Source organism: Nocardioides sambongensis (assembly GCF_006494815.1).
GTDB classification, from domain to species: Bacteria; Actinomycetota; Actinomycetes; order Propionibacteriales; family Nocardioidaceae; genus Nocardioides; species Nocardioides sambongensis.
The window spans coordinates 3,930,910-3,956,102 of record NZ_CP041091.1 but is presented as its reverse complement, the minus strand read 5'-3'; the positions used below and the strand labels follow the sequence as shown (position 1 = coordinate 3,956,102).

Below are 25,193 nucleotides of genomic sequence, written 5' to 3'. Positions count from 1 at the left end.
AGCGGCGGAAGCGAAGAACGTGGTGGGGTGCTCATACGACCGTCTCCCCGTAGTCGACCACCTGCAGCTGGACCCACTGGGTCAGGTGGTCCCACCAGCCGGTGACCATCGCGATCCCGAGCGCGATCATGAACACGCCGCCGGCCCGCATCACCCAGACCTGGTGCCGGCGCACCCACTTCAACCCGTTCAGCGCCCGCTCGTAGAAGACCGCGGCGAGCACGAAGGGCAGTCCGAGCCCGATCGCGTAGCAGAGTCCGAGGATCGCCCCGCGCGCCGCCGTACCGCCCTCGGCGTAGGTGAGGTTGGCGATCACGGCCAGCGTCGGTCCCACACAGGGCGTCCAGCCGATCGCGAAGAGCGCGCCGATCACCGGCGCCGCGGCCAGCCCGACGCCGGGCATCGCATGGATCCGCCACTCCCGCTGCAGCCACGGCACCGCGCCGGCGAAGACCAGGCCGAGCACGATCAGCAGCACGCCGAGCACGATGGTCAGCACGTCCTGCCACTGCTGCAAGCGGGCGGCGATCCCGCCGAAGGCGGTGAACGCGAAGACGAAGACCACCGCGAAGCCGAGCACGAACAGCAGCGAGCCCGCCAGCATCCGGCCGCGGTGCTCCGCAGCCTTGCCCGTGGCCAGGTCGGCCCCGGAGAGTCCGGTGGCGTACGAGAGGTAGCCGGGGAGCAGCGGGATCACGCACGGGGAGAAGAAGGAGACGATCCCGGCCACCAGCGCCACCGGTACGGCGACCACCAGCGCCCCGGACGACGCCTGGGCCTCGAACCACTCGCTCATGCAGCGCCCTCGGCGGGCAGGAGGTCCTCGACGAGGGTGAGCAGTGTGCTCTTGGAGGGGACCGGACCGTTGATCAGCGCCGCGACCCGTCCCTCGGTGTCGAGGATGAGGGTGGCCGGCGGGGCGTAGGGCGCGTACTTCCCGAAGCCGAGGAGCGTCTTGGAGCCGGGGTCGTAGAGGGAGGGGTAGTCCACGCCGCGGTCGCGCTCGAAGGCCGCCGCGGTCTCCGGGGCGAGGTCCCGGATGTTGATGCCGACGAAGGCCGTCTGGTCCGGGTGGTCCTCGGCGAGCTCCGCCTCGGCCTCCACCAGCATCGGCATCTCGGTCCGGCAGGGCCCGCAGCCGGACCACCACACGTTGACCACCACGACCTGGCCGCGCAGGTCGGCGAGGTCGAGCGGCTCGTCCTGGACCGTGGTGCCGCTGACCTCGACCGGCTCGGCGCGGTCGTCGGCGGCGACCTCGATGACCTGGCCGTCACCGGCGACGTACTCGACGCCCTCGGTGCCGCCCACGTCCGAGCAGCCGGTCAGGACCAGCGCAGCGGCCAGCACGGCCGCTGCGCGCACACGCAACGTCATTCCGGGGGCGTCCCCTCCGGCTTGAGCTCCTCGGGTGCGTCGCCGGCGGAGAACGGCGCCGCGACGTCACCGCGCGGGATCAGGTCGATGGCCGGCTCGGCATAGGTGATCTGGGTGATCTCGAGGCTGGTGAACCCGAACGAGGTGACCGAGCACAGCGTGCACTGACGCTTGCGGGGGTCGTGCAGGAAGGAGCGCTTCTCCACGGCCAGCCGGGTGATCCAGATCGGCAGCTGGTGGGAGACCAGCACCGCCTCGTGCCCCTCGGCGGCCGCGCGGGCGTCCTCGACGGCGTCAAGCATCCGCGCCACGACCTGCTTGTAGGGCTCGCCCCACGACGGCTTGAACGGGTTGTAGAGGTGGCGCCAGGTGCGCGGGTCGCGCAGCGCGTTCTCGCCGCCGGCGAAGCGCTTGCCCTCGAACCGGTTGGTGGACTCCAGCACCCGCTCCTCGACCCCGATCTCCAGGCCCAGCTTGTCGGCGAGCGGCGCAGCGGTCTCCCGCGCCCGCTCCAGCGGCGAGGAGCGGATCACGGTGATGTCGCGGTCGGCCAGGTGCCCGGCGGCCTTCAGCGCCATCGCCCGGCCGCGGTCGGAGAGGTGGAATCCGTCCCGGCGGCCGTAGAGGACGCCGTCGGGGTTGTGCACCTCGCCGTGGCGCAGCAGGTGGACCCACGTGTCCGGGGTGGCGCTGCGGGTCGATCCGGGGCGTGCCTGTCGTGCCATCAGTTCTCTCCTGGGGTGGTGGCGGCCCTCGCCGCCGCCTCGGCGGCCGCGGGCAGCGCGTCGAGCACAACCTGCACAGCCCGGTCGTCGTGGGCGGCGGAGACGAACCACGCCTCGTACGCCGACGGCGGCAGGTGCACCCCCTGGTCGAGCATGCTGTGGAACAGCGCGCCGTACGCCGCCACGTCGGTGCGCTGCGCCCCGGCGAAGTCGGTGACGGGCGCGGCGTCGGGGGTCAGGAAGACCGAGAACATCGACCCCGTCGACTGGATGACGTGCGGCAGTCCGGCCGCGGAGAAGGTGTCGGCGACGGCGGCGCGCAACGTGTCGGCGACCGCGTCCAGGTGGGCGTAGACGTCGTCGGTGGCGGCCTGCAGCGTGGCCAGGCCGGCGGCCGTCGCCACCGGGTTCCCGGACAGGGTGCCCGCCTGGTAGACCGGCCCGTCCGGCGCGAGCGCGGACATCACGTCCGCGCGTCCCCCGAACGCGGCGGCCGGGAGTCCACCGCCCATCACCTTGCCGAACGTCATCAGGTCCGGGGCCCAGCCCTCGTGGGCGCCGTCGGTGCCCCACTGTCCCGAGCGGGAGACCCGGAAGCCGGTCATCACCTCGTCGCTGATGAACAGGGCGCCGTGGGCGCGGCAGGTCTCGGCGAGGAACGCGTTGAAGCCGGCGCCGTCCACGGTCGTCGGCGGGACCACGCCCATGTTGCCGGGTGCGGCCTCGGTGATCAGGCAGGCGATCCGGTCGCCGTGCTCGGCGAACGCCGCGCGCACCGCCGCGGGGTCGTTGTAGGGCAGCACCAGGGTGAGCGCGGTCGAGGACTCCGGGACGCCGGGGGTGCCGGGGATGGCGAAGGTGGTCAGGCCGGAGCCGGCGGAGGCGAGCAGCGAGTCGACGTGGCCGTGGTAGCAGCCGGCGAACTTCACCACCAGGTCGCGGCCGGTGAAGCCGCGGGCGAGTCGGATCGCCGACATCGTCGCCTCGGTGCCGGAGGAGACCAGGCGCAGCCGCTCGACCGGCGTACGGGCGACGATCTCCTCGACCAGCGCGACCTCCCCCTCGGTCGGGGTGCCGTAGGAGGTGCCGCGGGCGACCGCCGCGTTGATCGCCGCCATCACCTCGGGGTGCTGGTGGCCGAGCAGCATCGGGCCCCAGGAGCAGATCAGGTCGACGTAGGTGTTGCCGTCGACGTCGGTGAGCCACGGACCCTCGGCGCTGGCCACGAAGCGGGGCGTCCCCCCGACCGCGTTGAACGCCCGAACCGGCGAGTTCACCCCACCAGGGGTGACCGCGCGTCCCCGCGCGAAGAGCCGCTCCGAACGGGCGACGGGTCGAGCAGGGGCGCGGCGCAGGTCAGACTCGGGCGTCACCGCCTCATTGTCGCCGATCGGTCCAAGGACCCGGAATCGGCCCGCCCCGCCCCTCCCCGCCGCGGCCGCTGTCCACGATCCGGACCCCTCGCCGGACGTCCCGCGAAACCGCAGGTCAACGCGGCATTACCACGCCGACGGGCCGGATCGACGGATCTTCGTCCTGTGACACCCGTAACTCCGTGTGTCACTATTCGTTGTGAACCTCGTCGCACCCGTGGGAGGCGGGCGACGGCGCTCGACCAGCACCGAGTCGGGCGTGAGGACCACCTGGTCGTTCGTCGCACCAGGGACTAAGGGGAGAGAGAACGCGATGTCGAGGAAGCGTCTGGGGCGCGCGCAGCGAATCGCCACCATCGTTCCGTTGGCTCTGCTGTCGACCGCATGGACCGCGAGTGTCGCGGGGATCGGCGGGCCCAGCCCGATGCTGGCCGCCGACAACGCCGCACCCGGCACCCTGGCCGACGGCACCAGCGTGCCGGCCGAGGAGTTCGAGGACCCCGCCAGCATGTCCAACCCCGGCTCCGTCGAGGGCTTCGAGGACGGCAACGGCGCGGGCATCATCACCGCCGCGAGCACCAACCAGATCCCCTCCGCCGCGCTGGCCGCCTACCAGCGGGCCGAGAGCGTGATCAACTCCGCCGACGAGTCGTGCAAGCTGACCTGGCAGCTGGTCGCCGCCATCGGCCGCGTCGAGTCCAACCACGGGCGCACCGGCGGCAACGTGCTCGACGACGACGGCTTGGCCAAGCCGGGCATCTTCGGCGACCCGCTCAACGGCAAGCGCAAGACGCAGGCGATCAGCGACACCGACGGCGGCCAGTACGACAACGACACCCGGTGGGACCGCGCGGTCGGCCCGATGCAGTTCATCCCGCAGACCTGGGGCGTGGTCGGCGTCGACGCCGACGGTGACGGGCAGCGCAACCCCCAGGACATCGACGACGCCGCCCTCGCCACGTCGGTCTACCTCTGCTCCGGCTCCGACGACCTGTCCACCACGAAGGGCCAGCGCGCCGCCGTCTACCGCTACAACAACAACGAGGAGTACGTCGATCTCGTCCTGCGGATCATGGACGCCTACCTGGAGGGCGACTACACCTCGGTCCCGAACAACTCGACCGCGGCCGGCTACATCGTGCCGGGCGACCAGAGCTACAACCCCGGCGACGACACCGGGAGCAGCAGCGACGACGAGGCGCCCGGCGTCTTCAACGACCCCGACACCAACACCGGCGGCGGCAGCGACGACGGCGACACCGGTGGCGACCCGGGTAGCGACCCGGGAGACAAAGGCTCCGATGGCGACACCGGAAGCGACCCGGGAGACGAGGGTCCCGGAAACGGCGGCAATAAGGACAACGAACCTGCAGCCCCGGACAGCGTTGGCGAGAAGGTCAAGGAGAAAGTCGATGACCTCGACAAGGGGCTTGGCGGACTCGTCAACGGCGTGCTCGGGCTCCTGGCCCCAAACGAAGCGGCGACGGCGTGCAAAGCCGCCTTCCCGAAGCTCACACAGGCCCTCCAGTACATCGGTTGTCTGGTCTCGTACGGCCTTAAGCAGTAGTTGCTGGCGGGGGCCTTAGACACGCCAGGGCGCTACAACTCGGCGATCCCACGATGGCGCGTAACCATCCGACTAGCTTGGTTCTCCGGTACCCGAGAGGCGGGACCGTGTGCGCGCCGAGCGTCAGCGGCGCAGCAGCGTCGCGGCCTCGGTCGCCCAGTAGGTCAAGATGATGTCCGCGCCGGCCCGGCGGATCGAGGTCAGCGTTTCCAGGATCGCCGGCTCCCGGTCGATCCAGCCCCGCTCGGCGGCCGCCTCCACCATCGCGTACTCCCCCGAGATGTTGTACGCCGCCACCGGCACGTCGACGGCCTCGCGGACCCGGCGGATCACGTCCAGGTAGGCCAGCGCCGGCTTCACCATCACCAGGTCCGCCGCCTCCTCGATGTCCAGCAGCGCCTCGGCGACGCCCTCGCGGGCGTTGCGTCCGTCCTGCTGGTAGGTGCGCCGGTCTCCCTTCAGGCTGCTGTCGACCGCCTCCCGGAACGGGCCGTAGAAGGCGGAGGCGTATTTCGCGGAGTAGGCCAGGATGCCGGTGTCGGTGTGCCCGGCCCGGTCGAGCGCGTCCCGGATCACCGCGACCTGACCGTCCATCATCCCGCTGGGGCCGACCAGGTCGACGCCGGCGTCGGCCATCACCACGGCCATCTCGGCGTACCGGAGGAGTGTGGCGTCGTTGTCGACGCGACCGTCGGGAGTGAGCACTCCGCAGTGGCCGTGGTCGGTGAACTCGTCCAGGCAGAGGTCGCCCATCACCACCAGGTTGTCCCCAACCTCGGCGGCCACGTCGGCGATGGCGACGTTGAGGATGCCCTCGGGGTCGGTGGCGCCGGAGCCGACCGCGTCCTTGGTCTCGGGGATCCCGAACAGCATGATGCCCTTCAGCCCGGCCTGGACCGCCTCCGACGCCGCCCGCCGGAGGCTGTCGCGGGTGTGCTGGACCACCCCGGGCATCGAGCTGATCGGCCTCGGCTCCGAGGCGCCCTCCCTGACGAAGACGGGCAGGACCAGCTGGGCCGGCGTCAACGTGGTCTCGGCGACCAGCTCCCGCATCGCCGGCGTGGTCCGCAGCCGGCGGGGACGTACGACGGGGTGCTCGATGTCGCTCATGTCCTCATCCTCCCACCGGTGCGGGTTTCACCGGTCAGCCGGGGAAACCCGCACGACACGCCGTGCGCCATCGGCGTGTCGTGCGGGTTTCGGCCGACAGGTCCGCGGGTTTCCCCGGTCAGCCGGTGAAACCCGCACCTCCACCGACCCCCTCGAGCCCACCGAAAAACACCTCGACCCGGCTCACGCGTCACCACGTGTGCCGGGCCGAGGGCGGAGGATCAGGCCTTGCGGCGCCGACCCGAGGGCTTGCGGTCGCTCGGCTTGGTGACCGGCTCCCCCGCCTCGAGCAGCGCGGCGCGACGTGCGGCGCCGAAGGCGGCCAGCGACTCGACCAGCACCTCGACGTCGGGCTTGTCGGCCATCACGTCGACCCGCAGGCCGTGCTCCTCGGCGGTCTTCGCCGTGGCGGGACCGATCGTCGCGATCACCGTCGAGGCGTGCGGCTTGCCCGCGATGCCGACCAGGTTGCGCACGGTGGAGGAGGAGGTGAAGACCACCGCGTCGAACTTGCCGGACTTGATCGCGTCCCGCGTCGGCGCCGGCGGCGGGGCGGCCCGGACCGTGCGGTAGGCGGTGACGTCGTCGCACTCCCAGCCCAGGTCGATCAGTCCGGCGACCAGGTTCTCGGTGGCGATGTCGGCACGCGGCAGGAAGACCCGGTTGATCGGGTCCAGCTGCTCGTCGTACTCGGGCCAGACCTCGAGCAGGCCGGCGGCGGACTGCTGGTCGGTGGGCACCAGGTCGGCGCGCAGACCCCAGTCGGCGATCGCGGCGGCGGTCTTGTCACCCACCGCAGCGATCTTGAGGCCGGAGAAGGCGCGGGCGTCGAGGCCGTACTCCTCGAACTTCTCCCGGACCGCCCGCACCGCGTTGACCGAGGTGAACGCGATCCACTCGTAGCGGCCCTCGACGAGGCCGCGCACGGCCTTGTCCATCTGCTGCGGGTTGCGCGGCGGCTCGACCGAGATGGTCGGCACCTCCTCGGGCACCGCGCCGAAGCCGCGCAGCCGGGTGGAGAGCGACGCCGACTGCTCCTTGGTGCGCGGCACCAGGACCCGCCAGCCGAAGAGCGGCTTGGTCTCGAACCAGGAGAGCTTCTCGCGCAGGTCGACGACCTTGCCGACCACCGTGATCGCCGGCGGCGCGATCCGCGCGGAGCGGGCGTCGGCGGCGATGTTGGCCAGCGTGGAGGTCACCGTCTGCTGCTCGGTGGTGGTGCCGACCCGGGTCATCGCGACCGGCGTCTGCGGCGAGCGGCCGGTCGCGATCAGCTGCTCGGCGATGTCGCCGATCTGGCCGACGGCCGAGAGCAGCACCAGGGTCGGGGCGTCGGCGTACCGCTTCCAGTCGACCTTGTCGCCGCAGGTCACCACGGCGACCTCGCGCTGGTCCTTGGTGGTCAGCGGGATGCCGGCGTAGGCGGGGACCGCGGAGACCGAGGAGACGCCCGGGACGACCTCGAACGGCAGCCCCGCCTTGGTCACCGCCTGTGCCTCCTCCGGCCCGAGGCGTAGAGGAACGGGTCGCCGCCGAGCAGCCGGACCACCCGCAGCCCCCGCTTGGCCTGCTTCACGACCACCTTCGCGCGGGCGGCGTGGGTCAGCGGCTGGCCGTCCTCACCGAAGCCGCCGTCGTGGAGCTCCGGACCGCCGGCCGGGGCCTCCTCGTCCTCCTCCACGTCGAGTACGACGTCATCGCGCAGCGCGGCGACCAGAGCGTGGTGCTCGGGCGCCTCGGTGATGATCACGTCCGCATCGGCGATGAGTTGGACGGCGCGGACTGTCAGCAGTTCGGGGTCACCCGGCCCGGTGCCGACGAAGGCGACACTGGCGTGAGTGATCTGGGGGGCGTCGGCGGGGGCAGCCGTCTTGGCTGTCGTGGCTCGCGTCATGCGTCATGCACCTCTGCTGATTGTGCGGTCGTGTGCGGGTCGTGCATCCCGAGAACATCGTCCGGCCGGGCGACGCCGGGCGGCGTCTCCAGGCGGTGGGCTCCGTCCTCGAGCATCTCGGTGGCCAACCGTCGCCCGAGCGCGTCGGCGTCGTGACGCCAGTTGTCAGGGTCCGTCGCCAGGAGCACGGAAGCGGACTTCCGTATGGAGAGGGCCCCGTCGGTCGAGAGGACGATCGCGCGCAGCCACAGTTCGTGACGCCCCGGTTCCTCTGCCTCGGCCACCTCGGCCAGCGCCCCGATCGGGGCGGAGCATCCGCCCTCGAGGGTGGCCAGGGTGCTGCGCTCGGCCAGGACGCAGGCCCGGGTGACCGGGTCGTCCAGGGCGCCGAGCGCCTCACGGGTCGCGCCGTCGGAGGCGCGACACTCGATCGCCAGCGCACCCTGTCCGGGGGCCGGCAACATCTGCAGCGGGTCGAGCACCTCGGTCGCCTCGCCGGCCCGCCCGAGACGGGCCAGCCCGGCCCGGGCGAGTACGACGGCGTCGTACCGCCCGGAGGTGACGTGCCCGATCCGGGTGTCCACGTTGCCCCGCAGCCCGCGCACCTCGACCCCGAGACCGAGCGCGTGCAGCTGGGCCGCGCGGCGCGGGGAGCCGGTGCCGACGATGCTGCCGACGGGCAGCTCGCCGAGGGTGAGTCCGTCCCGTGCCACCACCACGTCGCGCGGGTCCTCCCGCGGCGGGACGGCGACCAGCGCGATCCCCGGCTCGGGGGCGGTGGGCAGGTCCTTGAGGGAGTGGACGGCGACGTCGACCTCGCCGGCCAGCAGGGCCTCGCGCAGCGCACTGACGAAGACGCCGGTGCTGCTGGAGCCGGCCAGCGGGGTGCCCGCGGCCTGGGAGCGGTCGCCGTCGGTGGTGATCTCCACCAGCTCGGTGGCGATGCCCAGCTCCTCGATCAGGGTGGCCACGTGGCCGGTCTGGGTGGTGGCCAGCGCGGAGCGCCGGGTGCCGATCCGCAGCACGGTCGGAGGGACGGAGGTCATCGGTCGCCTCCTTCGTCGTTGACCCCGACCGCACGGGTGACGGCGTCGACCGCCTCCGGGTCGAGGGCGAAGAGCTCGGCCAGCGCGGCGGCGTAGGAGACGGCGCCCTGGTCGTTGGCGAGCTCCTTGACCCGCACGGTCGGCTCGTGCAGCAGCTTGTCGGCGACACGTCGCACGGTGTGCTGGAGCTCGGCGCGCACCTGGGGGTCGAGCTCGGGCAACCGGCTGTCCAGGCGGGTCATCTCCGCGTCCACCACGGAGGTCGCCATCGAGCGCAGGGCGACCACGGTCGGGGTGACGCTGGCCTGACGGCGGGCGGCGAGGAAGGCGGTGACCTCCTCGCCGACGATGCGGCGCACCTCGTGCACCTCCTCGGCGGCCTGGTCGCCGAGCAGCACGGTGGCCAGGTCGGCCAGGCCGACCAGGTGCACGTCGGGCAGGTCGCCGACCGACGGGTCCACGTCGTGGGGCAGTGCCAGGTCGACCACGGCGAGCGGCTCGGTGCGGGTGCCGCGGGCGGCGCGCACCACGTCCACGGTGAGCACCGCGCCGACCGCGCCGGTGCAGCTGATCACCACGTCGGCGTCGGCCAGGGTGCCGGGCAGGTCGGCCAGGCGGACCGGGATGCCGTCGTACTGGGCGGCGAGGCGCTCGGCGCGCTCGGCGGAACGGTTGACCACCGCGATCCGGGCCGCGCCCAGGCGCCGCAGCGTGGCGGTGGCGAGGCCGGCCATCGCGCCGGCGCCGATCACCACGGCGTTGCGTCCGGCGACCGGGTCCGCCCCGCGCAGCGAGCGGCCGATCTCGGCCAGCGCCGCGGTCACCAGCGTGGGTGCGACCTGGTCGATGCCGGTCTCGGCCCGGCTGCGCTTGCCGACCCGCAGTGCCTGCTGGAAGAGCACGTTCAGGGCGGGTCCGACGGTGCCGAGCTCCTGGCCGCGGCGCAGCGCGTCCCGGGTCTGGCCGAGGATCTGGCCCTCGCCGAGCGCCATCGAGTCCATCCCGGCGGCGACCTTGAACAGGTGCGAGATCGCGCCGTCGTCGTAGTGCACGTAGAGGTGCGGGAGCATCGCCTCCGTGGTGGAGCCGGCGCGCTCGACCAGCAGGCGCGAGAGCTCCTCGATGCTGCCGTGGAACCGGTCGACCTCGGTGTAGATCTCGAGCCGGTTGCAGGTCGAGATGACCGTCGCCTCGGTGACGTGGTCACCGCTGGCCGCGTCGGCGATCAGCTTCTGCACACCGCTGTCGTCGAGGGCGACCTTCTCCAGCAGCGCGACGGGTGCGGAGTTGTGGGAGATCCCCACCACCAGCACGCTCATGCCGCACCTCCGCCCGCGCCGGCGATCGGCTCCGTACCGGCGATCGGCTCCGTACCGGCGATCGGCTCGGCACCGGCGAGCGGCTCCGCGCCGCCACCGGCCTTCCGCTGCTCGTGGTAGGCGAGGATCTGCAGCTCGATGGAGAGGTCGACCTTGCGGACGTCGACGCCGTCGGGCACCGCGATCACGCCGGGCGCGAAGTTCAGGATGCTGGTGATGCCGACGCCGACCATCCGGTCGGCCACGTCCTGGGCCGCGGCGGCCGGGGTGGCGATGACACCGATGGCGACCGCGTCGTCGCGGACGATCGCCTCCAGGTCGTCGAAGGGGCGGACCTCGATGCCGGCGACCTTCTTGCCGTGCACCACCGGATCGGCGTCCAGCAGCGCGACGACCCGGAAACCACGGCTGCGGAAGCCGGAGTAGTTCGCCAGCGCGTGGCCGAGGTTTCCGATCCCCACGATGACCACGGGCCAGTCCTGGGTCACCCCGATCTCGCGGGCGATCTGGTAACGCAGGTAGTCCACGTCGTACCCGACCCCACGGGTGCCGTAGCTGCCCAGATAGGAGAGGTCCTTGCGGAGCTTGGCGGAGTTCACGCCGGCCGCGGAGGCCAGGTCCTCACTCGAGCACGTCCGGATGCCGCTCTCGGCCAGTCCGGTCAGCGCCCGCAGGTAGACAGGCAGGCGGGCGACCGTGGCCTCCGGGATCACCCGGGCGGCTTCGCTCGAACTCCGTGCGCTCACAGCTCCACTTTCCAGCCGCACCGGTCCCGGCGCGGCGGATTCACTGTAGGAGTTTGTGAACGGGCGAACAAAATTGGAGTTCGCGCCCGATCCACGCTAGAACAGGCCGGCTGTGCCGACGACGGCGGGGTCGGTTACGACTCAGTACGACGAGCGCGCCGCCAGCCGCGCGAACGCCCACCCTGCGGGGGCGTCGGTGGCCGCAGCGCGCGCCGCAGACGGCCCGGGTCGACCCGCCAGAAATCGTGCTGGGCGCCGTCCACCAGGGTCACCGGGATCTCGTGCCCGTAGCGCTCCTCGAGCGCGGGGTCGCCCTCGATCGACACCTCCCGGTAGGACTCCCCCAGCTCGGCGCAGACCGTGGCGACCACCTGGATCGCGTCCTCGCAGAGGTGGCATCCCGGTCGGGAGTAGACGGTGACCCGCGGCGCGCCGCTCATCGAGTCCTCATCCGAGGAGGTGGTCCCGGTGGCGCCGGGCCACCCCGCGCAGGACGCCCTTGCGGACCTTGCCGGTCACCGTCCGCGGCAGGGCGTCGACGATCTCGATCCGGGTGGGCTGCTTGAAGCCGGCCAGCTGCTCGGCGCAGCGGGCGGTGACCGCGTCCACCACCGCGGCCGGCTCGTGGGCGTCCTCCGGCACCACGTAGGCGACGACCGCCTCACCGGTGCTCTCCTCGGGGGCGCCGACGACGGCGGCGGCGCGCACCCCGGCGGCGTCGGCGATCACCGACTCCACCTCGAACGGATAGACGTTGAAGCCCGAGACGATGATCAGGTCCTTGACCCGGTCCACCAGGAAGAGGTCGCCGTCGGAGTCCAGGAACCCGACGTCGCCGGTGGACCACCAGCCGTCCTGGTCGGGACCGTCGGAGCCGTCCGGCCAGTAGCCGCTGAACAGGTTCGCGCCGCGGATCTGGATCTGCCCGGGGTCGTCACCCGCGTCCTCGGGGAACGGGCGCCCCCAGTCGTCGACGAGCCGCAGGTCGATGCCGTCCAGCGCAGTGCCCACCGAGCCCGGCTTGGGGGTGGCCGAGCGCAGCGTGGTGGTGACCACCGGCGAGGCCTCGGTCAGGCCGTATCCCTGGTGCACGGTCACCTCGCCGGCGGCCTCGAACGCCTGCACCGTCTCCGCGGAGAGCGGGGCGGAGCCGGAGAGCATCATCCGCACCGGCCCGAGCCGCTCGGCGAGCGCGTCCATGCCGAGCCAGTGGGCGAAGACCGGCGGCGCCACGGGGACCACGCTGCAGGCCTCGTCCTCGATCACGTCGAGCGTGCCCTCCCGGTCGAACCGGTCGGCCAGGACGAGCTTGGCGCGGTGGCTGATCACCCCGCCGAGCACTGCGTTGAGCCCGTAGACGTGGAACAGCGGGAGCACCCCGAGCACCACGTCGTCGCCGCGGATCATCGGCGGCTCGACCGCGGCGACCTGGGCCACGTTCGCCAGCAGCGCCCGGTGGCTGAGCATCGCGGCACGGGGCTCGCCGGAGGTGCCGCTGGTGTAGAGCAGGACGGCCAGCTTCTCCGGGTCCGGCAGCGGCGGGACCGGCTCGGGGTCGACGTCGCGCAGTGCGTCGAAGTCGAGCTCGGTCGGGCCCGCGGCGGCGCCGTCGCCCGCGACGAGCACCAGCCGGCACCCGGGCGCGTCGCCGGCGGCCTCCGCGGAGAGCGCGGCACGGACCAGATCCACGGTCGCTGCGTCGGCGATGACCAGACGGGCGCCGGAGTCGGCGATCATCCGGGACAGCTCGGGCACCGAGGAGCCGGGGTTGACCGGCACCGCGACCGCCTGGGCCCGCAGCACACCGAGGTAGCCGGTGACGAACTCAAGGCGGTTGCCGAGGACCAGCATCACCCGGTGGCCGGCGACGATGCCGGCGCGGCCCAGCCCGGTCGCCACCCGGGAGACCTCCGCGTCCAGCTCGGACCAGGTGACTCCGCGGCCGCTGGTCTCGACGACGGCGAGCGAGGAGGGCAGGTCGGCGGCGGCTTCCGCGACGAGGGCGGCGACGTCCGGGGCTGCTGGCGCAGACATGGGGTGATCCTACGGTCCGGCCGCCAAGCGGGTGGGCGAGGCCGTGACCCGAGCCGGGGACACATCCCGGCCGGGCGCCTACGCTGACGCCATGTCGCCCTCGGACCGTTCGCGTCGTCCCGACCTCCAGCTGCGCTCCACCCTGGCCGGCGAGGCGGCGGCAGCGGCCGCGGAGGTCGAGACCGCCCTCACCACGCCGCCCGACCCCCGGGCCGCGGCCTTCTTCGACGTCGACAACACGGTGATGCAGGGCGCCAGCATCTTCCACCTGGCCCGTGGCCTCTACCGCCGCCGTTTCTTCACCACCCGCGACATCCTGGGCGCCGCCTGGAAGCAGGCCTACTTCCGAGTGGCCGGCATCGAGGACCCCGAGCACGTCGCCGACGCCCGCAACTCGGCCCTGGCCTTCATCGCCGGCCACACCGTGACCGAGCTGGAGGAGCTCGGCGAGGAGATCTTCGACGAGGCGATGGCACACCGGATCTGGCCGGGCACCCGCGCACTCGCCCAGATGCACCTCGACCAGGGACAGCGCGTCTGGCTGGTCACCGCCGCACCGATCGAGATCGCCTCCCTGATCGCCCGCCGCCTCGGCCTGACCGGCGCCCTGGGCACGGTCGCCGAGCACGTGGACGGGGTCTACACGGGGCGGCTGGTCGGCGACATGCTGCACGGGCCAGCCAAGGCGGTCGCGGTGCAGGCGCTGGCCGAGCGCGAGGGTCTGGACCTCTCCGCCTGCTCTGCCTACTCGGACTCCGCGAACGACCTGCCGATGCTGAGCATGGTGGGCGACCCGTGCGCGATCAACCCGGACCCGAAGCTGCGGGCACACGCCCGTGAGCACGGGTGGCGGGTGCACGACTACCGCACCGGCCGGAAGGCGGCACGGATGGGGATGATCGGGGTGTCGGCGGCCGCCGGCGCGGCACTGACCGCCTCCGTCGTACGGCGTCAGGCGCGTCGGCTGGGTCGCTGAGCCGAGCCACCCGACCCCACCGGGCGCCGACCGCCCCCGGTGCTAGTGCGACACCACGTCCCATATGGTGCGATCGGTGTCGGCGGGGCGCGTTCCACCGTAAGATCCCCACTTGGGAGCTTGAGGGAGGGGTCCTGGTATGGCATGGGAGAGGGACGTCGCGCGCGGGTTCGATGCGCTGCGTGCTGCCGTCCTGGCCGCGCTCGCCCCCGGGCCGGCCGCAGGCGTGGCCGGCGGAGTGCTGGCGATGGCCTCCGGCACCGGCGCCCACCTGGCCGGCGACCGCCTCCAGACCGAGGCGACGGGTTCGACCACCCGCCGTCCCGAGGACGACGAGCAGCGCCCCGACGACACCGGGCAGGCCGCCTCGTCCGAGGAGAGCGCCGAGGAGCGCGAGCGCCTGATCGGGCTCGTCGAGCTCGCCCGCGGCGGGGACGCCGACGCGTTCGGGCTGCTCTACGACCACTACCAGCCCTCGGTCTACCGCTTCCTCTACTACCGCACGCGCGCCGTCCAGACAGCCGAGGACCTCACCTCGGAGACGTTCTTCCGGGCGCTGCGCAACATGTCCTCGTTCCGGTGGCAGGGCAAGGACTTCGGCGCCTGGTTGATGACCATCGCGCGCAACCTGGCCACCGACCACTTCAAGGCCGGCCGCACCCGGTTGGAGATGGCCACCGAGGACATGGGACAGCACGACGCCTCCACCGAGGGCCCGGAGGCGGCGGTCCTGGCCAGCCTGACCAACGAGATCCTGCTGGACGCGCTCAAGGAGCTGCCCAACGAGCAGCGGGACTGCCTGGTGATGCGGTTCCTGCAGGGCCTCAGCATCGCCGAGACCGCGGCGGCCCTGGGCCGCAGCGACGGTGCGATCAAGCAGCTCCAGCTGCGCGGCGTGCGCAACCTCGCCAAGCTGATGCCGGAGGGGATCCGATGACCGCCCGGCCCGGCGCCGCAGCCTCCCGGCGAAGGGGTGCAGGTCACAGTGGCGACCGCGTAACCTCCGGGCGCCGCCCGTCGTTGGACGCCTGCCAGGATCCGTGCACCGGTGGACAACGAGGACGAGCGTCATGATGGGCTCCGCGAAGACGCGCCGCGCCGAGGAGTTCGACGCACTGGTCAGCGGACGAGCCACCCACGCCGACGCCGACCGGTACGACGAGCTCCTCGAGGTCGTCGGCGCCCTCCGTGCTGTCCCCGAGGTCGAGGCGCGGCCCGAGTTCGTCGCCGACCTGCGCAGCCAGCTGCTGGCCGCCGCGCAGCGCCAGGAGCGCCCGGCCCTGGACGACGCCACCGCCCGCCGCCTCACGCCGGCCCAACGCCGCGGTGCCGGCGAGCGTCGACTGGCCGCAGCGCTCGGCGGTTTCGCCGTCGTCGCCGCAACCGGGTCGATGGCGATGGCCTCCCAGGGCGCGCTGCCCGGCGACGTGCTCTACCCCGTGAAGCGGGCGATGGAGAACGCCGAGACCAACCTCGCCACCGGCGACGCCGACAAGGCCGACGCCCTGCTCGAGCACGCCGAGGTGCGGCTCAGCGAGGTCGAGGCGCTGGCCGCGCAGGCCGAGTCGGACGCCGACGCGATCAACCGCACCCTCGAAGCGTTCGACAGCCAGTCGAGCGAGGCGGCTCGGCTCGCGCTCGAGGACTACAACGGTGGCGGCGACGCGAGCGGGATCAGCGACCTGCGCTCCTTCAGCGACCGCAGCCTCACCCGCCTCACGGCGCTGAGCGGCTCGCTGCCCGAGGGGGCCCGCCCGACGCTGATCACCACGGCGGAGAACCTGGCCCGGATCGACAACGACGCCTACGACCTCTGCCCGGACTGTGCCTCCAGCCTGCTGATCCAGCTGCCGGAGTTCACCGTGCGCTCGCTGCAGCCGCCGGCCGACCTGGTCGAGGACCCCGAGCTCACGGACGTCCCCGAGATCACCGAGGACGACCTCGAGGCCGGCAAGACGATCCGGCCGCCGGGGACGGGCTCCTCCCAGGAGCCGCGGCCGGGCAGCTCCGAGGCCCCCCGCGGCGAGAAACCCGACCAGGGCGAGAAGGGTGAGAAGGGCGACCAGGACGCGCCGACCGAGGACGACCCGCTCACCGAGGACCCCGAGGACGGCGGCCTGCTCGGCAACACCGTCCGCTCCCTCACCAAGGGGCTCGGGCTGGACGGCGGCAAGGACGCCGACGGCAACGAGAAAGGCCTCCTCGGTGGCGTCGTCGGCCTGCTGGGTCTCGGCGGCTGAACGCCGGCCCGGACCCTGATCGGCCGCGAAGCCCTCGGCCAGACAACACGGTCAGCCAGACGGCAGGCTCAACCAGACGACACGGTCAGCCGAAGACCGAGGTGCGCTGCATCAAAAGGCTGTAGAGCGTGTGCTGGATCGTCTCGCGCACCTGGTCGGTCACGTTGAAGACCAGCATCGGGTCGTCGGCCGCGCCGTCCTCGTACTCGTCGGTGCGGATCGGCTCGCCGAACTCCAACAGCCACTTGGAGGGCAGCGGGATCAGCCCGAGCGGCCCGAGCAGCGGGAAGAACGGCGTGATCGGGATGTAGGGCACGCCGAGCAACCGGGCCAGCGAGGGGATGTTGCCGACCAGCGGATAGATCTCCTCGGCGCCGACCAGCGACAGCGGGATGATCGGGACGCCGGTGCGCATCGCCGCGGAGACGAAGCCCCCGCGACCGAAGCGCTGCAGCTTGTAGCGGTCGGAGTAGGGCTTGCCGATGCCCTTGAAGCCCTCGGGCCAGACACCGACCAGCTCGCCGCCCCGCAGCATCCGCTCGGCGTCCTCGCCACACGCCAGGGTGGCGCCGCCCTTGCGCGCGACCGATCCGACCAGGGGCAGCCGGAAGACCAGGTCCGCGCCGAGCGGCCGCAGGTAGCGGCCGGTCGCGTCGTGGATGGAGACCATCGTCATCAGGCCGTCGACCGGGACCGTCCCGGAGTGGTTCGACACCACCAGGGCACCCCCCTCGGACGGGATGTTGTCGGCGCCACGGACCTCGATCCGGAACCACTTCTGGGCGATCGGTCGCAGCGCGGCCATGAAGAACTTCTCGGTGATCTCGGCGTCGAAGCCGTACTCGTCGACGGTGTAGTCACCGGTCACCCGGCGGCGCAGGAACGCCAGGAACCGGGCCAGCTGCGGCTCCCACTGGTCGCCGAAGAGCTCACGGCTGGCGTGCTGGAACGCGGCCAGCCAGTCACCGGCAGGGATGCCGTGCGGCTCGTGCACGGTGACGCGCGGCGGTACGTCGGAGGCCGCGGGCGTCTCGGCGTCCGGGCTCTCCGCGTCCGGGCTCTCCGCGTCCGGGCTCTCGGCACCCGACTCCCGGCGACCGTTCTCCTCGGCCACCCCCGGGACCCGGCGCTCTGGTCCGGCGCCTGGTCGACCGCGCCGACGGCGTCGTCGGTGGTCTCGTCGACCGTCTCGTCGGCGGTATCCGTGGGCGGCGTCGCCGACCCCGGGGACCTGGCCGGCCGGCGCTTCGCGGACGGAGCCAGGCCGCGCGCGGCGCTGGAGGGCCGCTGGCCGGTGCCGCGACCCGGGCGGCCACCGGTGCCGATCGGGATGATCTCCGCGTCACCCATCGCTCATGCCTCGCTGCCGGCGATCGAGAAGGAAGGGGCTCCGACGGCCGGGCGCGCGGAGTCCTCCTCCGCGTCGGGGAGACGGGAGGCGAGGGCGCCGAGCACCCTGTCGGCGCGGCCGCCGGCCGGGGCGAGGGTCGCCCCGAACTCGGCGAACGCCTGCTCGGTGGAGTAGGTCGGCTCGAAGCCGAGGACGTCGCGCATCGCCGAGGTGTCCACGCCGCGCCCGAAGGTGAGGAAGGCGAGCAGCTCGGGCGAGAGGTCCACCTTCCGGGTGGGACGCAGCGCCGAGCCCATCGTGCCCACCGCGAAGGAGGGCAGCGGCACGCTCGGGCGCTGCAGCCGACGCAGGGCCTGGGACAGCACCAGCAGACCGTCGCCAGCGACGTTGAAGGTGCCGGGAACTCCCTCGGTGACCGCGTGCTGGAGCACCCGGTGCAGGTCGTCCTCGTGCAGCACCTGCAGGCGCGGGTCGAAGCCGAGGACGGTCGGGATGACCGGCAGTCGCAGGTAGGACGTCAGCGGGCTGACCACCTCGGGACCGATCACGTTGGCGCAGCGCAGCAACGTGACCGCCACGTCGGGCCGGCGGCGTGCGAAGCCACGCACGTAGCCCTCCACCTCGGCCACGTCCTTGGCGTAGCCGGTGCGCGGTGCGCGACGCGGCTGCATGTCCTCGGTGAACATCGCCGGGTCGCGACTGCTCGCGCCGTAGGCGGTGGTCGACGACTTCACCACCAGCTGGCGCACCGACTCCGCCTTCTGGCAGGCGGCGAGGAGCTGCATCGTCCCGATGACGTTCAGCTCCTTCATCGTGCCGCGGGCACCCGCGCTGCCCGGCGTCGCGATGACGCTCATGTGGACGACGGTGTCGACGTCCTCCTTGGCGATCACCTTGGCGATCACCGGGTTGCGGATGTCGGCCCGGACGAAGGTCACGTCACCGATGTCGCCGCGAGGGGGGATGACATCCACCCCGAAGACACGGTCGACACCGGGCGCGGAGGCGAGTCGGCGCGCGAACGTACGTCCGAGGTCCCGGGAGACCCCGGTGATCAGGACCGTACGACCGTCGCCCATCACACCTGACCGAGAAGGAGCGGTCTTACTTGCCGAGCTTGCGGCGCTGCACGCGCGTCTTCTTCAGCAGCTTGCGGTGCTTCTTCTTCGCCATCCGCTTCCGGCGCTTCTTGATGACAGAACCCACTGGGAACCTCCACCCCGGACACGGGCCCGGGTCTCACGAACGAGTCCACCGACGGTGGTCGGCGGATTGGCCCAGCCTACTGGCAGGCGTGGGAGGGCGGAGAATCAGTGCGCCGGATGGGATGCCCGGCCTCCCCCGGCCCCGGGGACCGCGGCTGCGCCGAGGCTCGGCCGGCATCCGCCGGTCCGGCTCAGCCGACGTCGTAGAAGCTCTTGCGCAGGTAGTCGTTCACGTCGTCCTCGGTCACGCGGAACGAACGCCCCACACGCACGGCCGGCAGGTCGCCGCCGTGCACCAGTCGATACACCGTCATCTTGGAGACCCGCATCATCGTGGCCACCTCGGCGATGGTCAGGAACTTGGGGTCCGGCAAGGACTCAGGGCGCTCACGCGACGAAGGAGCCATGGTCAACCACGCTTTCTGTGCGTCCGCCACCGCCTTCCCCAGCGGTGATCGTCCGGACGCCTGTGCGTGAGAATAGGGCCTGCTGTGACCAGTGGGGAAGGGGTAGACCACTGGAACTTTCGACAATTCGGCGTGTCGGCTTGACCGGGACCAAAGCCCCAGCATGATCGGGACGGCTCGGCGCCGCCTCCGCGGGCCGGGCGGAGGCCGATCCACCCGGGCCGGAATGCGTCGGCGGGCCCTGACAGACTCGCCGGCATGGTGCTCCCCGGTGCGGTCGACGCGGTCCTCTTCGACCTGGACGACACCCTGGTGGATCACCGCGGAGCGGCCGAACGCGGCCTGCGGACCTGGCTGGCGGGACTCGGCCTGGCCGAGGACCCGATCGGCCTGGAGGAGCACGTCGACCGTTGGTTCGCGCTCGAGGCGCGCCACTACGAGCGCTCGCAACGCGGCGAGATCACCCACACCGAGCAGCGCCGAGCCCGGATCCGCGCGTTCCTCCCGGGCTGGGACCTGGCCGACGACGCACTGGCCGACGACACCTTCGCCGGGTTCCTCGCCTGTTACCGGTCGGCCTGGCGCGCCTTCTCCGACGCGGCCGACGCCGTGCGTGCCGCCCGGTCCGCCGGCCTGGCCGTCGGCATCCTCACCAACGGCGTGCGGGAGATCCAGGAGAGCAAGCTGCGTCGTACCGGGCTGGCGGCGCTGGGCGTCCCGGTCTTCGCCTCCTCCGAGCTGCCGGCCGCGAAGCCCGACAGCCGCTCCTACCACGCCGCGTGCGCGGGCCTCGACGTCGAGCCGTCCCGCTGCGCGATGGTCGGAGACTCCTTGGTCCACGACGTCCACGGCGCTGAGCGCGCCGGGCTGCGCCCGATCTGGCTGGACCGCGCCGGCCGCCACGACCCGGCCCGGCACGGCACCCCGGCCCGGGTACGCCGGCTCGCCGACATCGACTGGTCCCGGGCACGCACGCGGCACGCCGAGACGGGCTGAGGCCGGACTCAGCCGCCGGCCAGCTCGCGGGAGCGGTCCCGCGCCGCCTCCAGGGCCGCGTGGAACGCGGCGCGCAGGCCTTGCACCTCGAGCTCACGCAGCGCGGCCGCGGTGGTCCCGCCGGGCGAGGTCACCTGCTCGCGCAGCACGGTGGGGTGCTCGCCGCTCTCCTTCAGCATCGACGTCGAGCCGAGGAGGGTCTGCACCGCGAGCTCGCGGGCGGTGGGTCGCGGGAGGCCGAGCTGGACGCCTGCCTCGATCATCGCCTCGGCGACGAGGAAGACGTAGGCCGGTCCCGAGCCGCTGATCGCGGTCACCGCGTCCTGCTGCTTCTCCGGCACCCGGACCACCTCGCCGACGGCGCTCATCATCGCCTCCACCTCGGCCAGCTGCGCCTCGTCGCAGTCACTTCCGGGAGAGATCGCCGCCATTCCCTGGCCCAGCAGCGCGGGCGTGTTCGGCATCACCCGGACCACCGCGACCCCGGCCGGCACGTGCGACTCGATCAGCTCGGTGGTGATCCCGGCGGCCAGCGAGACCAGCAGCTGGCCCGGCCGGAGCGCGGGCGCGATCTCGTCGAGCACGGCGACCATGTCCTGCGGCTTGATCACCAGCGCCACCGTGTCGGCCCACTCGGCGGCGTCGCGGTTGGAGACCACCTCGACGCCGTACCGCTCCTCCAGCTCGGCGGCTCGCTCGGCACGCTTCTCACCGACCAGGAGGTCCGCTGCCGGGCGGCCGGAGCGGACCAGCCCGGACAGGATGGCCTCACCCATCACGCCGGCTCCGATCAGGGCGGTGCGGGACGCGTTCTCGCTCATGCTTCGCTCGATTCGTGGGGTTCTGGGGACGCCACGAAGGATGTCAGGTCCGCAGGGATCGGGCGCCCCGACCCCGGATCACTCGGTACGTCGCTGCAGCGTCGCCGCACCGAGCCCCAGGCAGGCCACCGCGAAGGCCGCCACGATGCCGAGGTCCTGCCACGCCCCGCCGGTCGCGGTCGTGGTGGTCAGCTCGGTCATCGCGTCCACCGCGTAGGAGAGAGGGAGCACGTCGGAGATCACCTCGAGCACCCCCGGCAGCTGGTCCCGCGGCACCAGCAGGCCGCACAGCAGGATCTGCGGCACCACCACGGCCGGAAGGAACTGCACCGCCTGGAACTCGGTGCGGGCGAAGGCGGAGACGAAGAGCCCGAGGGCGGTGCCGAGCACGGCGTCGGCGACCGCGATCACCCCGAGCAGCCAGATCGGCCCCTCGACCTCCAGGTCGAGCAGGCCGACCGAGACCCCGACCGCGAGGGCGGCCTGGACGGCGGCGACGAGCCCGAAGGCGATCGCGTAGCCGAGCAGGAAGTCCAGCCGCTGCATCGGCATCGTGAAGAGTCGCTCCAGGGTGCCGCTGGAGCGCTCGCGCAGCGTCGTCACGCTGGTCACCAGGAACATCACGAAGAACGGGAAGATCGCCAGCAGGGCCGGTCCGATCTGGTCGAAGATCGCGCCCTGGTCGGAGAAGACCCACCACAGCAGCGCCTGCAGCAGGCACGGCAGCAGCAACAGCATCGCCAGGGTCCGGTGGTCGCGCCGCAGCTGGGTGAGCACCCGGGCGGCGATCGCCCCGGTGACCCGCGGACTCAGCGGGGCGCTCACGCCGCGTCCCGTCCGACCAGCGCCAGGAAGGCGCTCTCGATGTCGTCCACCCCGGCGTCGGCCTTGATCGCGGCCGGGGTGTCGTGGGCGAGGATCTCGCCGTCGCGCATCAGCATCAGCCGGTCGCACTGCTCGGCCTCGTCCATCACGTGGCTGGAGACGATCACCGCGGTGCCGCCGTCGGCCAGGCGGTGGAAGAGCTGCCAGAGGTCGCGCCGGAGCACCGGGTCGAGGCCGACCGTGGGCTCGTCGAGGACCAGCAGGTCCGGCGATCCGAGCAGCGCCACGGCGAGCCCGACGCGCGAGCGCTGACCTCCACTGAGTCGGGCGACGACCTGGTCGCGCTGCTCGCCGAGGTCGACGGCCTCGATCGCCGGCGCCACGACGTCGGCGTCGCAGCCGAGCACCCGGGCGAAGAACCGGAGGTTCTCCAGCACGCTGAGGTCGTCGTAGACGCTGCTCGCCTGCGTCATGTAGCCGACCCGGGTGCGCAGCGGGGGGCTGCCGGCCTCGTGACCGAGCACCGAGACGCTGCCGCCGGCCACCCGCTGCACACCGACCACGGCCCGCAGCATCGTCGACTTGCCGCAGCCCGAGGGGCCGAGCAGGCCGGTGACACCGGCCCGGATCTCCAGGTCGAGTCCGTCCAGCACGACCCGGCCGCCGCGGACCACCCGGAGGCCCCGGAGGTCGACCACCGCCGAAGAATTCATCATGCAATGAATAATGCTCCTCGCCCGGGCGTCCGGCAAGGGCCCCGGCCTGCCGGGTCCCGGTCAGGTGGCAGATCGGGACGGGAGCTCACCGAGCAGGCAGCGGTCCAGGACCGGTGCGAAGGTCGCGACCACCTCCTCGGCCGGCATCGAGGCGACCGGCTCCAACGCCACCAGGTAGCGGCCGATCAGCAGCCCGAACACCTGGGTGGCCACCAGCGGCATCCGCACCGCCGGCTCCTGCACCCCGAGCAGCTCCCCCAGCGGCACCAGCACGACCGGCACGAAGCCGGCCCGGACCAGCGTCTCTCCCCCCGGCTCCAGGAAGCGGCGGACGGCCGCCACCAGGCCGGCCTGCAGCGCGGGGTCGTCCCACACCGAGAGGATCGCCTGCAGCAGGCGTGCGCCGGGACTCTCCGACCCGGCCTCTGCGGGGAGTGCCGCGAGGCGCTCGGCAAGGACCGCGCGCGGATCGATCGGGAGCGCCAGCGAGGCCACGAAGAGCTCGTCCTTGGAGCCGAAGTAGTGGTGCACCAGCGCCGGGTCGACACCGGCGTGGGCCGCCACGGCGCGGACCGTCGTACCGGCGAAGCCGCCGGCGGCGAAGCGCTCGCGGGCGGCGTCGAGGATCAGGGCACGGGTGTCGGGGCTTCCGGGACGGCGTCCCCGGGTCCGCGTCCGGCTCATCGCGACTGCTCGGCGGAGAGGTCGCCGGCCGGCTGGAGGTGGGTCCGGGCGAACTCCAGCGACTCGCGCAGGTCGGCGGTCCGCTCGGCCCGGTCCGCGCATCGGCGCGTGTTGATCTCCAGCACCACCTCGCCCTCGAAGCCCGCCGCGGCCAGGTGCCGCAGGAAGCCGGCAGCACCGACGTCGCCGCGGCCCGGCACCAGGTGCTCGTCCTTGGCCGAGTCGGTGCCGTCGGTCAGGTGCACGTGGCGCAGCCGGTCGCCCAGCCGCTGCGCCATCGCGGTCGGGTCCGACCGGGCGATCGCGGCGTGGGAGAGGTCGACCGTGGTGTTGGCGTAGGGCTCGGCCGAGGGGTCCCACCCGGGCTGGTACATCTCCAGCCCGCGGCGCGAGGTCGCCCGCCACGGATACATGTTCTCCACCGCGAAGGCGATGCCGCTGGAGTTCTCCAGGGCGGCGATCCCGTCCACGAACTCGCGCGCGTAGTCGCGCTGCCAGCGGAACGGAGGGTGCACGACCACCACCTCCGCGCCGACCGCCTGCGCCATCGCCGCCGAGCGCTCGAGCTTTCCCCACGGGTCGGTCCCCCAGACCCGCTGGGTGAACAGCAGGCAGGGCGCGTGCACGGCGCTGACCGGCATCCGGTGGTGCTCGGCGAGGCTGCTGACCGCGCTCACCTGCTGCGAGATCCCGTCGACGCCGACCATCACCTCGACCGACTCGTACCCGAGGTCGGCGGCGTAGGCGAAGGCGTGCGCGGTGGACTCGGGGTAGACCGAGACGCTCGACAACCCGATCCGTGGGCGGTCGCGCAGCGGGCGAGGACCTGTGGTCACGACGGCTCGGCCGGCCCCAGCTTGTCGATGCGCTCCAGGATGACGCCCTCGCGCAGGGCCCACGGACAGATCTCCAGGCGGTCCTCGTCGAAGATGTCCATGCAGGCCTCCGCCACCAGCGCGCCCGGCACGATCTGGTGCGCCCGGTTGGGCGAGACGCCCGGCAGGTCGGAGAGCTCGGCGAGGGTCATCGTGGCCAGCTTGGGGATCCACTCCCGCAGGTCGGTCAGCGGCAACGCCCGCGGGGCCAGCGGCCCGTCGGCCGACGGCGCAGCGCCGCAGATCCGGGCCAACGAGCGGAACGTCTTGGATGTGGCGGCGGCGCGGTGGGTGGCGCCCGCGCGCAGCACCTGGCCGGCGTCGCGGGCGATCGAGGCGCGGATCTCCTTGCGCACCCGGCGCAGGGCGTCCGGGTCGGTCACCTCCGCCGCCAGCGACGCCGCCAACCGGGCGGCGCCCAGCGGCAGCGACTGGGCGATGTCGGGGAGCTCGTCGGGACCGGCCGCGATCTCGAGCGACCCGCCGCCGATGTCGAAGACGATGAGCCGTCCGGCCGACCAGCCGAACCAGCGGCGTACGGCGAGGAAGGTCAGCCGGGCCTCGTCCTCGCCGGGCAGGACCTCGATGTCGACGCCGGTGCGCTCGCGCACCACCGCCAGGACCTCGTCGGAGTTGGCCGAGTCGCGCACCGCCGAGGTGGCGAACGGCAGCAGCTCCTCGCACCCCTTCTCCTCGGCCACGGCCAGCGCGTCGGCGGTGAAGGCGGCCAGCGCGTCGATGCCGCCGGGGTTCACCTCGCCGTTCTCGTCGAGGTGCTCGGCGAGGCGCAGCGGTTGCTTGTGGGAGAACGCCGGCAGCGGCGCGGCACCTTGGTGCGCGTCGACCACCAGCAGATGGCCGGTGTTGGAGCCGATGTCGAGGACACCCAGACGCATGCGACCACGG

Annotated in this window: 25 protein-coding genes and 1 pseudogene; 5 read left to right on the top strand and 21 right to left on the bottom strand. The window is 72.7% G+C overall.

Features of this window, described 5'->3' with window-relative positions; all coding sequences use genetic code 11:
- Window positions 1–31: 31 nt before the first annotated feature.
- From FIV43_RS18415 to hemL, 4 genes are read right to left on the bottom strand one after another with little or no spacing between them, the layout of a single operon-like run.
- Window positions 32–796 (bottom strand): cytochrome c biogenesis CcdA family protein, encoded by a 765-nt coding sequence (locus FIV43_RS18415; protein WP_141015303.1) that lies wholly within the window; start codon window positions 794–796, stop codon window positions 32–34.
- Window positions 793–1,377: a TlpA disulfide reductase family protein gene (locus FIV43_RS18410; RefSeq protein WP_141015302.1), complete on the bottom strand. Its 585-nt coding sequence runs from the start codon at window positions 1,375–1,377 to the stop codon at window positions 793–795. Before FIV43_RS18410 ends, FIV43_RS18415 begins: the two co-directional genes overlap by 4 nt.
- Window positions 1,374–2,102 (bottom strand): histidine phosphatase family protein, encoded by a 729-nt coding sequence (locus FIV43_RS18405; RefSeq protein ID WP_141015301.1) that lies wholly within the window; start codon window positions 2,100–2,102, stop codon window positions 1,374–1,376. Before FIV43_RS18405 ends, FIV43_RS18410 begins: the two co-directional genes overlap by 4 nt.
- Window positions 2,102–3,475 carry a glutamate-1-semialdehyde 2,1-aminomutase gene (gene hemL / locus FIV43_RS18400; protein ID WP_231123518.1) on the bottom strand — a complete coding sequence of 458 codons (1,374 nt, stop codon included), beginning with the start codon at window positions 3,473–3,475 and terminating at the stop codon, window positions 2,102–2,104. The genes FIV43_RS18405 and hemL overlap by 1 nt, the downstream gene beginning before the upstream one ends.
- Before the next feature lie 364 nt (window positions 3,476–3,839).
- Between hemL and FIV43_RS18395 the strand changes: the two genes are divergently transcribed.
- On the top strand, window positions 3,840–5,042 hold the full coding sequence (locus FIV43_RS18395) for a lytic transglycosylase domain-containing protein (RefSeq protein WP_231123517.1): 1,203 nt from the start codon (window positions 3,840–3,842) through the stop codon (window positions 5,040–5,042).
- A 123-nt stretch (window positions 5,043–5,165) separates the two neighbouring features.
- Here FIV43_RS18395 and hemB read toward each other — a convergent pair whose 3' ends face one another.
- From hemB to FIV43_RS18360, 7 genes and pseudogenes are all read right to left on the bottom strand, one after another.
- The gene (gene hemB, locus FIV43_RS18390; protein WP_141015299.1) at window positions 5,166–6,152 is read right to left on the bottom strand and encodes a porphobilinogen synthase; all 987 of its coding nucleotides are present in this window, start codon (window positions 6,150–6,152) and stop codon (window positions 5,166–5,168) included.
- 221 nt (window positions 6,153–6,373) lie between these two features.
- A pseudogene (locus FIV43_RS18385) lies at window positions 6,374–8,046 on the bottom strand (uroporphyrinogen-III synthase).
- Window positions 8,043–9,092 carry a hydroxymethylbilane synthase gene (hemC, locus tag FIV43_RS18380; RefSeq protein ID WP_141015298.1) on the bottom strand — a complete coding sequence of 350 codons (1,050 nt, stop codon included), beginning with the start codon at window positions 9,090–9,092 and terminating at the stop codon, window positions 8,043–8,045. The pseudogene FIV43_RS18385 and the gene hemC overlap by 4 nt, the downstream one beginning before the upstream one ends.
- A complete protein-coding gene (locus FIV43_RS18375; RefSeq protein WP_141015297.1) occupies window positions 9,089–10,411 on the bottom strand; it encodes a glutamyl-tRNA reductase in 1,323 nt (440 codons plus the stop codon). Before FIV43_RS18375 ends, hemC begins: the two co-directional genes overlap by 4 nt.
- Window positions 10,408–11,157 (bottom strand): redox-sensing transcriptional repressor Rex, encoded by a 750-nt coding sequence (locus FIV43_RS18370; RefSeq protein WP_141015296.1) that lies wholly within the window; start codon window positions 11,155–11,157, stop codon window positions 10,408–10,410. The genes FIV43_RS18375 and FIV43_RS18370 overlap by 4 nt, the downstream gene beginning before the upstream one ends.
- Before the next feature lie 134 nt (window positions 11,158–11,291).
- Complete coding sequence (locus tag FIV43_RS18365) at window positions 11,292–11,597, bottom strand: glutaredoxin family protein (protein WP_141015295.1); 306 nt, start codon at window positions 11,595–11,597, stop codon at window positions 11,292–11,294.
- A gap of 7 nt (window positions 11,598–11,604) precedes the next feature.
- Window positions 11,605–13,191, bottom strand: coding sequence for a class I adenylate-forming enzyme family protein (locus tag FIV43_RS18360; RefSeq protein ID WP_141015294.1), 1,587 nt, complete (start codon window positions 13,189–13,191; stop codon window positions 11,605–11,607).
- 91 nt (window positions 13,192–13,282) lie between these two features.
- On the opposite strand from FIV43_RS18360, the gene FIV43_RS18355 reads away from it, so the two are divergent.
- The 3 genes from FIV43_RS18355 (at window position 13,283) to FIV43_RS18345 (ending at window position 16,407) form a co-directional block, all read left to right on the top strand.
- Window positions 13,283–14,167 (top strand): HAD family hydrolase, encoded by an 885-nt coding sequence (locus FIV43_RS18355; RefSeq protein WP_141015293.1) that lies wholly within the window; start codon window positions 13,283–13,285, stop codon window positions 14,165–14,167.
- 139 nt (window positions 14,168–14,306) lie between these two features.
- The gene (locus FIV43_RS18350; RefSeq protein ID WP_141015292.1) at window positions 14,307–15,104 is read left to right on the top strand and encodes a sigma-70 family RNA polymerase sigma factor; all 798 of its coding nucleotides are present in this window, start codon (window positions 14,307–14,309) and stop codon (window positions 15,102–15,104) included.
- A 133-nt stretch (window positions 15,105–15,237) separates the two neighbouring features.
- The gene (locus FIV43_RS18345; protein ID WP_141015291.1) at window positions 15,238–16,407 is read left to right on the top strand and encodes a DUF5667 domain-containing protein; all 1,170 of its coding nucleotides are present in this window, start codon (window positions 15,238–15,240) and stop codon (window positions 16,405–16,407) included.
- 85 nt (window positions 16,408–16,492) lie between these two features.
- Here FIV43_RS18345 and FIV43_RS18340 read toward each other — a convergent pair whose 3' ends face one another.
- From FIV43_RS18340 to FIV43_RS18325, 4 genes are all read right to left on the bottom strand, one after another.
- Window positions 16,493–17,521: a lysophospholipid acyltransferase family protein gene (locus FIV43_RS18340; protein ID WP_141015290.1), complete on the bottom strand. Its 1,029-nt coding sequence runs from the start codon at window positions 17,519–17,521 to the stop codon at window positions 16,493–16,495.
- 239 nt (window positions 17,522–17,760) lie between these two features.
- Window positions 17,761–18,837 (bottom strand): NAD-dependent epimerase/dehydratase family protein, encoded by a 1,077-nt coding sequence (locus FIV43_RS18335; protein WP_141015289.1) that lies wholly within the window; start codon window positions 18,835–18,837, stop codon window positions 17,761–17,763.
- Between the two features lie 25 nt (window positions 18,838–18,862).
- Window positions 18,863–18,964, bottom strand: coding sequence for a 30S ribosomal protein bS22 (locus tag FIV43_RS18330; RefSeq protein ID WP_008356322.1), 102 nt, complete (start codon window positions 18,962–18,964; stop codon window positions 18,863–18,865).
- A gap of 190 nt (window positions 18,965–19,154) precedes the next feature.
- Window positions 19,155–19,337 carry a helix-turn-helix domain-containing protein gene (locus FIV43_RS18325; protein ID WP_456237743.1) on the bottom strand — a complete coding sequence of 61 codons (183 nt, stop codon included), beginning with the start codon at window positions 19,335–19,337 and terminating at the stop codon, window positions 19,155–19,157.
- A 291-nt stretch (window positions 19,338–19,628) separates the two neighbouring features.
- Between FIV43_RS18325 and FIV43_RS18320 the strand changes: the two genes are divergently transcribed.
- On the top strand, window positions 19,629–20,366 hold the full coding sequence (locus tag FIV43_RS18320) for an HAD family hydrolase (RefSeq protein WP_141015287.1): 738 nt from the start codon (window positions 19,629–19,631) through the stop codon (window positions 20,364–20,366).
- An 8-nt stretch (window positions 20,367–20,374) separates the two neighbouring features.
- Here the strand turns inward: FIV43_RS18320 and proC are convergent, their stop codons facing one another.
- The 6 genes from proC to FIV43_RS18290 form a co-directional block, all read right to left on the bottom strand.
- Window positions 20,375–21,187: a pyrroline-5-carboxylate reductase gene (gene proC / locus FIV43_RS18315; protein WP_141015286.1), complete on the bottom strand. Its 813-nt coding sequence runs from the start codon at window positions 21,185–21,187 to the stop codon at window positions 20,375–20,377.
- 78 nt (window positions 21,188–21,265) lie between these two features.
- Window positions 21,266–22,012, bottom strand: coding sequence for an ABC transporter permease (locus tag FIV43_RS18310; RefSeq protein ID WP_231123516.1), 747 nt, complete (start codon window positions 22,010–22,012; stop codon window positions 21,266–21,268).
- The gene (locus FIV43_RS18305) at window positions 22,009–22,728 is read right to left on the bottom strand and encodes an ABC transporter ATP-binding protein (protein ID WP_141015285.1); all 720 of its coding nucleotides are present in this window, start codon (window positions 22,726–22,728) and stop codon (window positions 22,009–22,011) included. Before FIV43_RS18305 ends, FIV43_RS18310 begins: the two co-directional genes overlap by 4 nt.
- Before the next feature lie 60 nt (window positions 22,729–22,788).
- Complete coding sequence (locus FIV43_RS18300) at window positions 22,789–23,412, bottom strand: TetR/AcrR family transcriptional regulator (RefSeq protein WP_181407580.1); 624 nt, start codon at window positions 23,410–23,412, stop codon at window positions 22,789–22,791.
- Window positions 23,409–24,248, bottom strand: coding sequence for a sugar phosphate isomerase/epimerase family protein (locus FIV43_RS18295; RefSeq protein ID WP_231123515.1), 840 nt, complete (start codon window positions 24,246–24,248; stop codon window positions 23,409–23,411). Before FIV43_RS18295 ends, FIV43_RS18300 begins: the two co-directional genes overlap by 4 nt.
- Window positions 24,245–25,183, bottom strand: a complete 939-nt coding sequence (locus FIV43_RS18290; RefSeq protein WP_141015283.1) for a Ppx/GppA phosphatase family protein — start codon at window positions 25,181–25,183, stop codon at window positions 24,245–24,247. The genes FIV43_RS18295 and FIV43_RS18290 overlap by 4 nt, the downstream gene beginning before the upstream one ends.
- Window positions 25,184–25,193 lie beyond the last annotated feature (10 nt).

What these genes read in the sequence shown, in the direction of transcription:
- FIV43_RS18350 (WP_141015292.1), top strand. Translation starts at nt 14,307, where the DNA reads ATGGCATGGGAGAGGGACGTCGCGCGCGGGTTCGATGCGCTGCGTGCT.
- FIV43_RS18290 (WP_141015283.1), bottom strand. Translation starts at nt 25,183, where the DNA reads ATGCGTCTGGGTGTCCTCGACATCGGCTCCAACACCGGCCATCTGCTG.
- FIV43_RS18345 (WP_141015291.1), top strand. Translation starts at nt 15,238, where the DNA reads ATGATGGGCTCCGCGAAGACGCGCCGCGCCGAGGAGTTCGACGCACTG.
- FIV43_RS18375 (WP_141015297.1), bottom strand. Translation starts at nt 10,411, where the DNA reads ATGAGCGTGCTGGTGGTGGGGATCTCCCACAACTCCGCACCCGTCGCG.
- proC (WP_141015286.1), bottom strand. Translation starts at nt 21,187, where the DNA reads ATGAGCGAGAACGCGTCCCGCACCGCCCTGATCGGAGCCGGCGTGATG.
- FIV43_RS18405 (WP_141015301.1), bottom strand. Translation starts at nt 2,102, where the DNA reads ATGGCACGACAGGCACGCCCCGGATCGACCCGCAGCGCCACCCCGGAC.
- FIV43_RS18305 (WP_141015285.1), bottom strand. Translation starts at nt 22,728, where the DNA reads ATGATGAATTCTTCGGCGGTGGTCGACCTCCGGGGCCTCCGGGTGGTC.
- FIV43_RS18415 (WP_141015303.1), bottom strand. Translation starts at nt 796, where the DNA reads ATGAGCGAGTGGTTCGAGGCCCAGGCGTCGTCCGGGGCGCTGGTGGTC.
- hemB (WP_141015299.1), bottom strand. Translation starts at nt 6,152, where the DNA reads ATGAGCGACATCGAGCACCCCGTCGTACGTCCCCGCCGGCTGCGGACC.
- FIV43_RS18320 (WP_141015287.1), top strand. Translation starts at nt 19,629, where the DNA reads ATGGTGCTCCCCGGTGCGGTCGACGCGGTCCTCTTCGACCTGGACGAC.
- FIV43_RS18300 (WP_181407580.1), bottom strand. Translation starts at nt 23,412, where the DNA reads ATGAGCCGGACGCGGACCCGGGGACGCCGTCCCGGAAGCCCCGACACC.
- FIV43_RS18355 (WP_141015293.1), top strand. Translation starts at nt 13,283, where the DNA reads ATGTCGCCCTCGGACCGTTCGCGTCGTCCCGACCTCCAGCTGCGCTCC.
- FIV43_RS18335 (WP_141015289.1), bottom strand. Translation starts at nt 18,837, where the DNA reads ATGGGCGACGGTCGTACGGTCCTGATCACCGGGGTCTCCCGGGACCTC.
- FIV43_RS18360 (WP_141015294.1), bottom strand. Translation starts at nt 13,191, where the DNA reads ATGTCTGCGCCAGCAGCCCCGGACGTCGCCGCCCTCGTCGCGGAAGCC.
- FIV43_RS18365 (WP_141015295.1), bottom strand. Translation starts at nt 11,597, where the DNA reads ATGAGCGGCGCGCCGCGGGTCACCGTCTACTCCCGACCGGGATGCCAC.
- hemC (WP_141015298.1), bottom strand. Translation starts at nt 9,092, where the DNA reads ATGACCTCCGTCCCTCCGACCGTGCTGCGGATCGGCACCCGGCGCTCC.
- FIV43_RS18410 (WP_141015302.1), bottom strand. Translation starts at nt 1,377, where the DNA reads ATGACGTTGCGTGTGCGCGCAGCGGCCGTGCTGGCCGCTGCGCTGGTC.